This is a genomic window from Amycolatopsis cihanbeyliensis (assembly GCF_006715045.1).
Classification (GTDB): Bacteria; Actinomycetota; Actinomycetes; order Mycobacteriales; family Pseudonocardiaceae; genus Amycolatopsis; species Amycolatopsis cihanbeyliensis.
On record NZ_VFML01000001.1, the window covers coordinates 1,834,924 to 1,848,235 of the forward strand.

Sequence of the window (13,312 nt, forward strand, 5' to 3'; positions counted from 1 at the left end):
CGTCACCCTGCGGCGCCCCCGCCCGCCCACTCGGTGACCACCGAGTCGAGCACGGGAAGCGGCAGGTGCCCGTTGCGCAGCACCACATCGTGGAAGTCCCGGATGTCGAAGTCCGCGCCCAGCGCCCGTTCCGCCTCCGCCCGGATCCGCTGGATCTCCAGCCTGCCCACCATGTACGACAACGCCTGCCCCGGCCACGCGACGTAGCGATCCACCTCGGACTCGATCTCGACCCGACTCTGCGGCACGTTCTCCAGCAGGTAGTCCACCGCGCGCTGCCGACTCCAGCCCAATGCGTGCAACCCGGTGTCCACCACCAGCCTTCCCGCCCGCATCGAGTCCTCGGCCAGCATGCCGAGCCGGGCGATGTCCCCGGAGTACAGGCCCATCTCGTCGGCGAGCCGCTCGGCGTACAACCCCCAGCCCTCGATATAGGCGTTCACATCGGCGATCCTGCGCAGCAGCGGCAGCTCGGTCAGCCCGATCGCGGTGGAGAGCTGGAAATGGTGGCCCGGGACCGCCTCGTGGAAAGCGACCGCCTCGCTGATGTGCCGGGACCGCTCCCGCGCGCGGTCAGTGTTGGCGTAGTAGATCCCGGGCCGGGACCCGTCCACGGCAGGCTCCATGTAGTACGCGATCGTGCCGCCATCGGCCTCGGTCTCCGGCACCGCACGCACCTCGCAGCGCTGCGGCGGGACGGACCGGAACCACAGTGGGGCAACGGTCTCGGTGCGGGCGATCGCTGCGCGTGCGGCGTCGAGCAGTTCGTCCCCGTCCCGCCAGCGCAGTTCCGGGTCGGTGCGCAGGCGGTGGAAGATCTCCCCGAGGTCGGCCGTGCCGAACACCCGCCTGCCGATCTCCGCGTACTCGCCGGTCAGCTTCTCGATCAGTATCAGGCCGGTGTCGTGCAGCTCCCGTGCCGAGCGTGCGGTGGTGGTGTGCGCCCTGATCAGGCCGGCGTACCGCCGCTCGCCCTCCGGCAGCCAGCACAGCCCCGGCCGGTCCGCGGGCAGGCCGCGCGGGGCGAGTTCCTGGGCGAGGAACTCGCGGTAGCGCCGGTACGCGGGACGCACGACCTCGGCCAGTAGCCGTTCCTGCTCCTCGGCGTAGCCCGCGACCTCGACCCGCGGCCGGATCCGCAGCGGGTCGGTCTGCACACCGGCAAGGTAACGGTCGACATAGGCGATACCGGCCTCGACCAGGAGCCTCGGCGGCAGGTTGCCCTCGGCGGCACCCGCCCGCTGCCGCTCGACAATGGTGTCCACATAGGACGAGAATGTGGCCAGCCGCTCCAGGTGGCCGCGCGCCGTCTCCTCGCTCGGGAGAGTGATCAGCGGAAAGGAGGTCATCGGCAGCAGGGCCGGCGCGTGCAGGCCGTTGCTGACCACGAACTCGGCCAGCCGCGCGTCGATCCGGTCCACCGCGGCCCCCGCCTGCTGGATCACCACCTGGCGGGTCAGCGCCACCTGCGCGGGCAACCCTTCCGGCGGGATCGCCTCCGCCCGCGCGGCGAGCTCGAGGTAGCCCGCCCGGTGTCGCCGCTCGGCCTCGGCGCTGTAGTCGGCAAGTCTGCCGTCGTGCTCGCCACGCACCCCGAGCATCGAGGCGAACAGCGGGTGCTCCGTGAAGTGCAGGTCGATGTACTCATCCGCCAGCCGGTTGATCTCGGTGCATGCTCCTTCACTCATGCCCGCGTACCCGCTCGCACCCGCCGTACCCATTCCCGCACCATGCCGTCGAGCACCGGCAGCGGCACGGAGCCACCGCCGAGCACGACGTCGTGGAAGTCCCGGATGTCGAAGTCCGCGCCCAGCGCCCGTTCCGCCTCCGCCCGGATCCGCTGGATCTCCAGCCTGCCCACCATGTACGACAACGCCTGCCCCGGCCACGCGATATAGCGATCCACCTCGGACTCGATCTCCACCGGCCCAGCGGCGTGTTCCGCACCAGGAAGTCCACCGCCTGCTCGCGGCTCCATCCCTTGGCGTGCAGCCCGGTGTCCACCACCAGCCGCCCGGCACGGAGGGAATCGAGGGAGAGCATGCCGAGCAGCGCGACCTCATCGGAGTACAGATCCATCTCGCGGGCCAGCCGCTCGGTGTACAGGCCCCAGCCCTCGTTGTACGCGGGGAAACTGCTCACCCTGCGCAGCAACGGCAGGTCGTGCAGCCGGAGCGCGATGCAGGACTGGAAGTGGTGCCCGGGAATCACCTCGTGGAAGGCGGTGGCCTCACAGGTGTGCCGGAACCGTTCGGTCACCTGGTAGGTGTTCGCGAAGTACGTCCCCGGGCGACTGCCGTCGGCGGACGGCCAGAAGTAGTACGCCAGCGGCGCGTTCGGGCCGTCGGCCTCGGGCACCGGGCGCACCACCCAGGGATCGGGCGGGATGTGCCGGAACCAGTCCGGTGCCGCGCTCTCCGCCCTGCTGATCGCCGCCCGCGCCCCGTCCAGCAACTCCTGCTCGTCGTTCCAGCGCAACGCCGGGTCGGTACGCAGCCGGTGGAAGATCTCCTCGATGTCGGCCGTGCCGAACACCCGCCGCCCGATCTCGGCGTATTCCCTGGCCAGGTCCTCCACCAGGCGCAGCCCCGTCTCGTGCAGCCGCGCCGGGTCCACCTCGACGGAGGTACGCGCGCGGGCCAGGGTGGCGTAGATCCGCTCGCCGTCCGGCAACCAGCAGGCACCCGGCCGGTCCGGTGGCCTGCCGCGCGCCGCGATCTCGGTCGCCACCCCGTCCCGGTAACGCTGGAACGCGGGCCGCACCACCCGCTCGAGGAGTTCCGCGCGCCGCCGCTCGAACTCGGCACTCGGCGCCTCCTGGCGAAGCAACGGGTCCGCGGCGGGCTCGGCCAGATACTGGTCGAGCCGCCGCACCGCCGCGTCGACCTGGTGACCGACCGGAACCAGACCGCCGGCCACGCCGGCGCGATGCCGACCCAATGCCTGCTCGAGGTAGGCCGGGATGCTCGCCAACCGGTCGAGATGCGCGCGCCCCTCGTCCTCTCCGGTGACCGCGAGCAGCGGCAGCCGGGTGAGCAGGTCGGCGGCCGGCGAGACGAACAGGTCACTGACCGCGAACTCGATGAACCTGCTGTCGATATCGTCGATGCCGACGCCGGCCATGGCGATCGCCACGTCGCGGGTGATCCGGTCCTGCGCGGCCAGCCCCTCCGGCGCGATGGCCTCGGCGCGAGCCCGTAGCGCCGCCAGATCCGCGCGCAGCGCGGCTTCGGCCTGCGCGCTGAGCTCGCCCACCCCCGGTCGGGGCTGCTCGAACCCCAGTACCGCGGGCCACAGCGGCTCCGCGTGGAACAGGGTGTCGACCAGCTCATCGGCGAGTGAGCTCACGTCAGTCATCAGGAATCCCCAGTATCTCGACGGTGCTGCTCGCCGAGCCTAGATCGAGCCGGGTACTTTTCGCCAAGGCCGGCCCCGGCCCCGGCCGCGGCCTTCGGCCGGGGCGCGCCACGCATCACCTCTCGCGCGCACCCCCGGAAACAGCGTCTAGGCTCGAACCCGTGGCCGTAACCGATCCCGTCGACGCCCGACTGCTCGCCGCGCTGGCCGAGGTCGGCAAGGCAGCCGTGCACGAGCTGGCCGCCAGGGTCGGGATGGACCCGAAGGAGGTCGCCTACCGGCTGGTGGGGTTGTCCGCGACCGGGTTGCCGTTGCTCGTCGGCGTGGAGAGTGACCCGCAGGGTATCCGCGCCGCGCTCGCCGGGCCGGGCGGCAGGCCCGCGCCACCGCACCAGGGCACCCCGCCGCACTCGGGCCCGCCGCCCGTTCACGGTGCGCCTTCCGGTGCCTACCCGGTGCACGGCACGCCGAGCGGTCAGCACCCCGTACCCGGTCCCCCGAGCGGACCGCACCAGGCGTACGGCACACCCTCAGGGCAGTACCCTGTGCACGGCACGCCGTCCGGCCAGTACCAGCCGCCACCGCCGCAGCACCCCGCGCCACCCATGCGGCAGGCGCAGCCCGCTCCCCCGGGCCCGGCGGCACCACCCGCGCCCGGCGATCCGCTGATGAGCACCTGGGGACCACCGCAGAGCGCGTCCTGGGCCCGCGGCGACCAGCAGGCCCCTGCTCAGCCCCAGCCACCGGCCGCCGGGGCACGCGGCGGGCGCACCGGGGACACGCTGGAGACCCAGGGGCTGGAGGGCGAACGGGTGGCCGTCCAACTGCTGGAAGTGCAGGACCCTGCCGACTACCTGTTCGGTGCCGCGGGCTACCGGCTCGAGGAGGGCGAACGCTCGATCGTGGTGCACACCGAGATGTCCAATCGCGGGCAGATCCCGTTCGCCTCGCTGCCGGACAACTACCTCGAACTGCTCACCGAGGACGGCAGGGCCGTGGGCAAGGCACCGGTCGCACTGTCCTCGCGCCAGCCGTACAAGATCGGCGTGCAACCGGGCGAGACCGCGGGCGGGCACACCGTGTACGTGCTGCCCGAGGCGACCAGGGTGGTCGCCGTACGGTGGAGCCCGCGCCCTGAGCCCGATGAGCGCACCCTCACCTGGTCCCTCGAGGACTGAGTTCGGTCGCCACCCCGAGCGGGAACTGCTAGGCAGGCCCGATGCCGGATCACCTGTTCGCCGACCCCGGCCTTGCCGCCCTGTACGACCGATTCCACCCCTGGCGGGCGAGTGGGGACCTGGACTTCTACCTGCCGATGGTGCTGGCCGCGGAGTCGGTGCTGGACGTCGGCTGCGGGACCGGGATGCTGCTGCACGCCGCCAGGCGGGCCGGGCACACCGGCCGGTTGTGCGGGCTCGACCCGGCGGCCGGGATGCTGGAGCGGGCACGCACGCGAACCGATATCGAATGGCTCCTGGGTGACCTGGGCTCGGTCCCCTTCGACCGGGAGTTCGGCCTGGTCGTGATGAGCGGGCACGCCTTCCAGGTGTTCGTCACCGACGAGGAACTACTCACCTCGCTCGCCGCCATCCGTTCGGCCCTCACCGCACAGGGGCGCTTCGCCTTCGATACCCGCAACCCCGGGGCCAGGGCATGGGAACGCTGGACGCCGGACCACGTCAAGGAGATCACCGACGCCTCCGGCGCGCTGGTCCGGATGTGGAACGAGGTGGACACCCCGGTCACCGGGGATGTCGTCCGGTTCACCACCAAGGTCACCAGCCCGTCGTGGAGCGGTCCGCAGGTCAGCCGCAGCACCTTGCGGTTCCTGGACACCGGCGGGTTGTCCAGCTTCCTCACCGAGGCCGGACTGGTCATCGCGGAACAGTTCGGGGACTGGGCGGGTAACCCGCTCACCGCCTCCAGCCCGGAGATCATCACCGTCGCCCGGCGCGCCTGAAGTCGAGGTGTCCCCCGATAGATCACCCGATCGTGGCTCGAACATACGGTCGAGTATACGGTATGGTGAAGCCGTGAGCAGGGCTTTCGGCATCGACACCTCCCGCATGGGCGAGGAGGAACTACTGGCCACGCTGGACGAGATCGAACAGCGGCGGCGGGCCGACTATGCCCGAGAGCTGGCGGTCCTGGCGGAGTTGGACGGCCGCACCACCGCCGGGCGGCGGGGGTATCGGGATGTGGCCGTGTTGACGTGGGAGATCCTGCGCATCAACGCTTATGACGCCCGGCAACGGGTGGCCCACGCCCGAACAGCGGTGGCCCGACACGGCCCCACCGGTACCCCGCTGAAGCCGGACCTGCCCGAGGTGGGTGCCGCCGTGGCGGAGGGCGCGATCGGGCCCGAACATGAGGAGGCCATCCGCGCCACCATGGCCAGGTTTCCGCGGCCGGTGAGCCTGCCCGACCGGGAACACGCCGAGGCGCTGCTGACCACAGCCGCCCGGGAATACGAACCCCACACCGTGACCGCGCTGGGGCGAGAGATCGTGGCCCGCCTGAACCAGGACGGAAACCCACCCACCGAACACCACCTGACGCGGCCCACCCGGTTTCTGGACTGGCGCGACACCCAAGGTGGACGCCTACGCGGCACCTTCGAGTTGGATGCCGAGACCGCGGCGTTGGTGACCGGCCTGATCGAACCCCGCGCCAAGCCCCACAGCAGCCCCGAGGAACCCGACCGGCGCAGCAAACACCAGCGGCAAGGCGACGCGTCCGCCGACATGCTCCGGGCCGCGGCCCGATGCCCGGACGACGGACCCACCGAACCCGGCGAACCCGTCACCGTCATGGTCTCGATCACCCCGGACGACCTCAAACACGGCACCGGCCACGGGCTCCTGCACGGGCAGGAATCGCACTCCGCCACCCAGATCCGGCGCATAGCCTGCGATACCTACGTGGCGCCCGCCCTACTGGGCAGCACCGGCGAGATCCTGAACATCGGGCAGAAACACCGCACCATCCCCCTCACCATCCGCCGAGCCCTGATCCTGCGAGACAACGGGTGCACGTTCCCCGACCACCGCCGCAAACCCAAACAATGCCAAGCACACCTGATCTTCCGGGCCAACGGCGGCCCGACCGCACTACACAACCTGACACTGCTATACCCCCATCATCACCACAACCTGATCCACCACACCGAATGGCACATCCGGATCCGCAACGGACTACCAGAGTTCATCCCACCCACCTTCCTGCACCCGAAACGAAAACCCAGACGCAACCTCCTCCACCGCCAAGGAAAGGAGGTCGTATGAGTTCAGGACTCGGCCCGCAAGGTATCGACTGCGGCCGCGAGGTCGGCGGGGTACTCGCTGGTGAACTCCACCCGACGACCGTCGGCGGGGTGCGCGAAACCCAGCGTCCTGGCGTGCAGCCACTGCCTGCTCAGGCTCAGCCTGCGGGCCAGCACGGGGTCGGCACCGTAGGTCAGGTCACCCACGCACGGGTGGCGCAGGGCGGAGAAGTGCACCCGGATCTGGTGCGTGCGCCCGGTTTCCAGTTTGACGTCCACCAGGGAGGCCGCCCGGAAGGCCTCGATGACCTCGTAGTGCGTGATGCTCGGCCGCCCACCCGCGACCACGGCGAACTTGTGGTCCTGCCGGGGATGGCGGTCGATCGGCGCGTCGATCGTGCCGCGGGTCGGGTCCGGGTGCCCCTGCACCAGCGCGTGGTAGCCCTTGTCCACGGTGCGCTCCTTGAACGCGCGTTTGAGCACGGTGTACGCCTGCTCGCTCGCGGCGACCACCATCACGCCGGTGGTGCCCGCGTCCAGCCGGTGCACCACGCCCTGCCGCTCGGCCGCGCCGGAGGTGGAGATCCGCAGCCCCGCCGCGGCGAGGCCACCCACCACGGTGGGGCCGGTCCAACCGGGACTGGGGTGCACTGCGACGCCGACCGGCTTGTCCACCACCACGATGTCCTCGTCGGTGTGCAGGATCCGCATACCCTCGACCGGCTCGGCGACCACGGACGGCGGCTGCTCCGGCTCCGGCAGCGTCACCTCCAGCAGCCCGCCCGCCGTGAGCCGGTCCGACTTGCCCGCATGCCGACCGTCCAGCAACACGTCACCGGACTCGGCGAGCTCGGCGACCGCCGTGCGGGACAGTCCCAGCAGCTTCGCCAACCCGGCATCCACCCGCATCCCGTCCAGCCCGTCCGGGACCGGCAGCATCCGCGCGGTCACGACTCGTCCCGTTCCGCCGACGCCCGCGACGTGCCGGCCTTCCGGGGGGAGCTCCCGTCGTAGTCCTTGCCGAACAGGGACAGCAGCACGATCAGCACGGCGCCGATCGAGATCGCCGAGTCGGCGACGTTGAACACCGGGAAGAAGTCCCCGTTCGGGGCGAACACCGACACGAAGTCGACCACGTGGCCCTGCAGCGGCCCGGGGGCGCGGAAGATCCGGTCTGCCAGGTTGCCCAGCGCGCCGCCGAGGACCAGGCCGAGGCCGATCGCCCAGCCGACCGAGCGCAGCCGCCTGGCCAGCCAGATGATCGCGACGACCACCCCGATCGCGACCAGGGCGAGCACCCAGGTCATCCCGGTGGCCATCGAGAAGGCGGCGCCGGGATTGCGCACGAGTTGCAGGTACACGGCCCCGCCGAGGATCCGGACCGGGGCGCTGCCCTCCAGGTTCACCGTGGCGAGCACCTTGGTGACCAGATCCAGCACGAACACCAGGGGCGCGATCGCCGCGACGACGCCGATCCGCCGCGGCGGCAGCGGCTGCTCCGCGCCGGACTCGGCGGGCTCCTGCTCGTCCTCGGGCTGCGGCTGGTGATCGGTACTCACCGGACCATTGTCCACGGCGGGCTCAGCGCACCGTCAGCATGGTGACCCCTCGCCCGCCAGGAACGAGGGCAGCGGCCTGGGGTCGGGGCTGGGTACCCAGCGGCCGTCCTGCTGCGCATAGCTCCACCGCGCCCCTCCGGTCACCAGCCCGCGCAGGGCGCGGGTCAACCGGTCGACATGGTCGACCGTCGTGCCGAGGCCGAGACTCACCCGCAGCGCCTGCCGGGCCGGCACCCCCGTACGGGCGATGAGCCCGCGGGTGGCGAGGTGGGCGCAGAACGCCCCGTCGCGCACCCCGATACCGTGCTCGGCGGACAGGGCCGCGGCCAGCCAGCCGGGTTCGAACCCGTCGACCACCAGGCTCACCGTGCCCACCTGGTCGGCCGGGGCCACGGTGTCGGTGAACAAGCGCAACTCGGTGCTGCCGGGCACGGTCGCCAGCCCGCGCCGGAGCCGGGCGTGCAGCCGTCGCTCGTGCTCGGCGACGGCATCCCACCGCTGCGCGAGCTCCGCGCAGGCCACGCCCAGGGCGTATACCCCCACGGTGTTCGGCGAACCGGCCTCGTGCCGCTGCGGGCCGGAGTTCCACACCACCCCGAGTTCCGCACCCTGCCGTTCGACCGCCTTGCTCGCGCCGCCGCCCGCCAGGTACGGCGGTGCCGCGCGCAGCCAGTCGGCACGGCCGACGAGCGCGCCCGCGCCGAACGGCGCGTACAGCTTGTGCCCGGACAGCGCGAGGTAGTCGACGTCCAGCTCGCGCATCGAGATTCGCCGGTGCGGGGCCAGTTGCGCGGCGTCCAGGGCGATCCGCGCCCCGTGCCGCCTGGCGACCGCGGCCAGCTCGGCGACCGGGAACACCTCGCCGGTCACGTTGGACGCGCCGGTGACCACGAGCAGGCGAGGGCCTTCCTGGCAGGCGGCGAGCGCGGCATCCACGGCGGACACGGCCGCCGCCCGAGTCGCCGGGGTGCTGATCCGGTGCACGCGGGGCCCGCGCCACGGCAGCAGGGCGGCGTGGTGCTCGGTGTCGAACACCACCACCGAGGTGCCCTTCGGCAGGCTGCGTGCCAGCAGGTTGAACGCGTCGGTGGTGTTGCGGGTGAACACCACCGCGTCCCTGGCGCGCGCGTCCACGAAACCGCGGAGGGTCTCCCTGGCCCGCTCGTAGACCCGGGTACAGACCTGGGAGGCGAATCCCGCGCCCCGGTGCACACTGGCGTACCAGGGCAGCAGCTCGTCCACGGCGTCCCGGACCACCTCAAGGCAGGGCGCGCTGGCCGCGTGGTCGAGATTGGCGTAACCGACCCGCTCCCCGGTCACCAACGGCACCCGCAGCCCGGCCCCCACGACGGCCGGAACCTGGGGTGGAGCCGCGTTCGCGGTGGCGGGAAGAACATCGATGGCGAGTGTCATGCCGGCCCTCCTCGGGTCAGGGACCCGTGAGGGTCCGCGCTTGCCAGCCGCGGACACGACCGGCCAGGTCCTCACCCGGAGCACCCCACCGCGGAAGGAGGGTTGCCGGCCAGCAAGCCGGGGCTTGACGCTGGCACTCATGACCTGCCGAAGAAGTTAACGGATACCGTCACACCCGCGCGAGCCTGTTTCGCTCGGTGAGACGACCGTCACCCGCCGAGCTCACCCTTCCACCTGGCCAGCCGACCGGCCCGGTCCACGGCACGCAGCCTGCGCTCGGCCGCCGCCCGCGACTCCTCGGTGGCGACCACGAGTAGCTGGTCCCGCTCCTGCAACCGGCTGGCGCCGTCCGGGGTGAACCCGTTGCCGTCCCGCACGATCAGGCTCACCGTCGCGCCGGTCGGCAACCGCAGCTCGTCCAGATGCACGCCGTGCAGGCGTGACCCTGGCCGGACCCGCACCTGCAGCAGCTCGGCGGCGAGTTCGTCCAGCGGGGCCGAGTCGAGCTGGATCTCCCTCGGCTCGCCCTCGGCGGACAGCTTCAGGATCCGCGCCAGCGGGCCGAGGGTGGCGCCCTGTAACAGGGTGAGCACGAGCACCAGCACGAACACCGCGTCCACGAGCCGCTGTGCCCCCGGTATTCCCTGGGCCAGCGGGATGATCGCGAGCACGATGGGTACCGCGCCGCGCAGGCCGGCCCAGGAGAGGAAGACCTGCTCACGCCACGGCACGCGGAACGGGGTTGCCGAGATCAACACCGACAGCGGCCGGGCGAGCAGCAGCACCACCGCGCCGGCCACCAGGCCGGGCACCAGGCTGTCCAGCAGCCGCTCCGGCGAGGCGAACAGCCCGAGCAGCACGAACAGGCCGATCTGGGCGAGCCAGCCGAGACCCTCGGCGAAGGACAGGGTGTCCGAGCGGTGCGGCAGCCGGGAGTTGCCGAGCACCACTCCCGCGGCGTACGTGGCCAGCAGGCCGGAGGCCTCCAGCAGTTGCCCCGAGGAAAAGGCGATGAGGCACACCGCCACGGTGGCCAGCGGATAGAGGCCGGTGGCCGGCAACGCCGCCCTGCGCAACGCCTGCGCGCCGAGCCAGCCGAACACCAGGCCGACCACCAGGCCGGCCACCAACTGGTAGACGATCGTCAGCGGCAGCGTCCAGTCCACGGCGGTGCCGGTGGCCAGCACCACCACGGCGATGTAGGCGGGAGCGTCGTTCAACCCGGACTCGAGCTCGACGGTCCCCGCCAGCCGCTTGCTCACCCCCACGCCGCGCAGCACGGAGAACACGGCCGCGGCGTCGGTCGAGGCCAGCACCGCACCCCAGAGCAGCGCCATCCGCCAGTCCAGCCCCAGCAGCCAGTGCAGCGCGGTTCCGGTGACCGCGATGCTGACCCATACGGCCACAGTGGACAGAGCAAGTCCCGGCCCGAGCGCGGGCCGCACCGCCGACCAGCGGGTGGTGAGGCCGCCTTCGGTGAGAATCATCACCAGTGCCGCGATGCCGAGCGCCTGGGTGAGCGTGGCGTCGTCGAACTGGATACCGAAGCCGCTCTCCCCCAGCAGCACCCCGATGCCCAGGTAGAGCAGCAGCGAGGGGAGTCCTAACCGGATGGAGACGCGCACGGCGAGCACGGCGGCCAGCAGCGCGGCCGCACCGATACCGAGGATGACCGGGAGTTGCTCCATCACACCTCCCGTCCACATCCGATCGTCCCGCTAACAGAATAGGGAACGCAGCCGTTCCCGCGCGCCGGGTGGTGCGTCCGGTACCTCGATCAGCTTGTCCTTGGATCGCTCTCCTTGCACCACAACGACATCGCGCGGGCGTACTGCCAGCGCCTTCGCCAGCGCGCCGCGGACGGCTTCGTTCGCCTTGCCGCCCACCGCGGGCGCCTGCACCGCGACGATCAGCGCTTCGCCGAGCGCGCCCTCCCACCGGCCGCCGACCGCGGCACGCTTCGCACCCGGCTTCACCCGGACGGCGAACCGCATCATCTCTCCCATGTGGACACGCTAGCCCGTACGCTCCGTCAACGGTTGCGGAGGAACGTCCCGGTCACGTCCAGTGCGGGGTCCGACGTACCGGCGCCGCTCACCATCACGGCGAAGGCGAGGTCGCCCTGGTAGCCGGCGAACCAGCCGTGTGCCTGGTTCCGGTCCCTGGCGAGCTGCGCGGTGCCGGTCTTGCCGCGTACCTCACCGAACCCGCGCAGCGCCGTACCGGTGCCGGTGGTGACGACCTCCCGCATCATCCCACCGATGGTGCGCAGCACCGCGGCGGGCGGCGCCTGGTAGCCGGTGTTCACCGTGGTGTCCTGGCCGCGCCACAGCCTCGGGGTCACGGCCTCGCCCGCGGCGACCGTCGCCGCCATCAGGGCGACGCCGAACGGGCTGGCCTGCACCCGCCCCTGGCCGATGCCGTCCTCGAGCCGCTGCACCGGGTCGGCCGCGGCCACCACCTTACCCGCCTCGGTGGTGATACCGGGGATGGCGAAGTCGGCGTTCAGCCCGAACCGGGTGGCTGCGCGTTCGAGGCCGTCGGCGGGAAGGTCGGCGGCCAGCCGGGCGAAGGTGGTGTTGCAGGAGTACGCGAAGGCCTCGTGCAGCGGGACCTCACCGAGGTCGAACTCGCCGTCGTTCGGGATAGTCCTGGTGCCGATTCTGGCACTGCCGGGGCAGGGCAGCACGGTGTCCGCGGACACCCCACCCTGCAAGGCGGCGGCGACAGTGGCGACCTTGAAGGTCGATCCGGGTGCGTAGAGCCCGGAAAGGGCATTCGGCGTGTCCCCGGCGGCCGCGTTCTGCGCCACGGCGAGGATGTCCCCGGTCGAGGGTTGGATCGCGACCAGCATGGTGGGCGCGCCCGCCGAGTCGACCGCGCCCTGCGCCGCCCGCTGCGTGGCCGCGCTCACCGTGGCGGTGAGCGGCTCGGCCTGCGCTGCCTCATCGCCGTGCACCGTACGTACCTCGGTGCCGTCGGCGGCGACGATCGCGACGGACCGGCTGTCCGCGGCCTGTTCGGCGGCCAGCCTGCTCATGCCGTCCAGCAGCAGCGGGGCTGTGACCTCCCCGGAGTCCTCGGCGGCCTTGGCGCCGTCCTGCCGCCACACCAGCAGGGGCGTGCCGTCCCGGTCGAGCACGGCCGGGCTGCCGATCCGGCTGCGCGCGGCGAGGTGCTGCCCCTCGGCCAGCCGCGGGTGGATCAGCGTGGGGCTCCACCGCACGGTCCAGCCGCCCGCGGCACGGTCCAGCCGGACCGGGTTCTCGTACTGCCATACCCGCCCCGGGCCGAGGGTCCACTTGATCCGGAAGCTGCCCTCGACCGTGTCCGCGCCACCGGCGGCGGGCACGTCGACGGGGTACGCCTCGATCGTCGTGGCGGCCACGCCGGAGCGGGAGTCGGCGAGCATCGCGGAGGCGGTGGCCGGGTCGTCGGTGTGGCTCGCGGCCCGCCGCACGTCGCCCTCGGCAAAGGCCTCCAGGTAGCCCGCGACGACCTCAGCCGGCCCGGGCAGGTTCGCTGTCCCCTGCTCCGCCGGTGCTTCGCTACCGGACTCGCCACGCAGGACCAGGATGCCGGCCGCCACGATGGCCACCACGGACAGTCCCGCTATACCCAGCACCCAGCGCTTGGCCCGCGTGCTCACCCGCACCCCCATCCTCGCCTGGCTCACCGGGTGAATCGGTAACCGGACCCGTCCGTTACACATCGGGCGGCC

The 13,312-nt window shown here is 72.0% G+C and carries 9 protein-coding genes, 1 pseudogene and 1 riboswitch; of the genes and pseudogenes, 3 read left to right on the top strand and 7 right to left on the bottom strand.

Annotated elements, in window-relative coordinates:
• Positions 1-2 precede the first annotated feature (2 nt).
• Positions 3-3,357: pseudogene (locus FB471_RS35880) on the bottom strand (DUF885 domain-containing protein).
• Between the two features lie 161 nt (positions 3,358-3,518).
• Between FB471_RS35880 and FB471_RS07955 the strand changes: the two are divergent.
• From FB471_RS07955 to FB471_RS07965, 3 genes are all read left to right on the top strand, one after another.
• Positions 3,519-4,535 carry an AsnC family protein gene (locus tag FB471_RS07955; RefSeq protein WP_141996678.1) on the top strand — a complete coding sequence of 339 codons (1,017 nt, stop codon included), beginning with the start codon at positions 3,519-3,521 and terminating at the stop codon, positions 4,533-4,535.
• Between the two features lie 41 nt (positions 4,536-4,576).
• The gene (locus FB471_RS07960) at positions 4,577-5,317 is read left to right on the top strand and encodes a class I SAM-dependent DNA methyltransferase (RefSeq protein WP_141996679.1); all 741 of its coding nucleotides are present in this window, start codon (positions 4,577-4,579) and stop codon (positions 5,315-5,317) included.
• Between the two features lie 73 nt (positions 5,318-5,390).
• The gene (locus FB471_RS07965; RefSeq protein WP_141996680.1) at positions 5,391-6,641 is read left to right on the top strand and encodes a DUF222 domain-containing protein; all 1,251 of its coding nucleotides are present in this window, start codon (positions 5,391-5,393) and stop codon (positions 6,639-6,641) included.
• Between the two features lie 2 nt (positions 6,642-6,643).
• On the opposite strand, the gene FB471_RS07970 is transcribed toward FB471_RS07965, so the two are convergent.
• From FB471_RS07970 to FB471_RS07995, 6 genes are all read right to left on the bottom strand, one after another.
• Positions 6,644-7,570: an RluA family pseudouridine synthase gene (locus tag FB471_RS07970; protein WP_141996681.1), complete on the bottom strand. Its 927-nt coding sequence runs from the start codon at positions 7,568-7,570 to the stop codon at positions 6,644-6,646.
• On the bottom strand, positions 7,567-8,178 hold the full coding sequence (gene lspA / locus FB471_RS07975) for a signal peptidase II (protein WP_141996682.1): 612 nt from the start codon (positions 8,176-8,178) through the stop codon (positions 7,567-7,569). Before lspA ends, FB471_RS07970 begins: the two co-directional genes overlap by 4 nt.
• A gap of 33 nt (positions 8,179-8,211) precedes the next feature.
• Entirely contained in the window at positions 8,212-9,591 is a 1,380-nt protein-coding gene (locus FB471_RS07980; RefSeq protein WP_141996683.1) for an aminotransferase class V-fold PLP-dependent enzyme, read from the bottom strand.
• A gap of 31 nt (positions 9,592-9,622) precedes the next feature.
• Positions 9,623-9,736, bottom strand: a riboswitch (SAM riboswitch).
• Positions 9,737-9,800: 64 nt separating this feature from the next.
• Complete coding sequence (locus FB471_RS07985) at positions 9,801-11,279, bottom strand: potassium/proton antiporter (RefSeq protein ID WP_141996684.1); 1,479 nt, start codon at positions 11,277-11,279, stop codon at positions 9,801-9,803.
• A 30-nt stretch (positions 11,280-11,309) separates the two neighbouring features.
• Positions 11,310-11,588, bottom strand: coding sequence for a DUF167 domain-containing protein (locus FB471_RS07990; RefSeq protein WP_425457096.1), 279 nt, complete (start codon positions 11,586-11,588; stop codon positions 11,310-11,312).
• Between the two features lie 35 nt (positions 11,589-11,623).
• Positions 11,624-13,267: a penicillin-binding transpeptidase domain-containing protein gene (locus tag FB471_RS07995; protein WP_342779413.1), complete on the bottom strand. Its 1,644-nt coding sequence runs from the start codon at positions 13,265-13,267 to the stop codon at positions 11,624-11,626.
• Positions 13,268-13,312 lie beyond the last annotated feature (45 nt).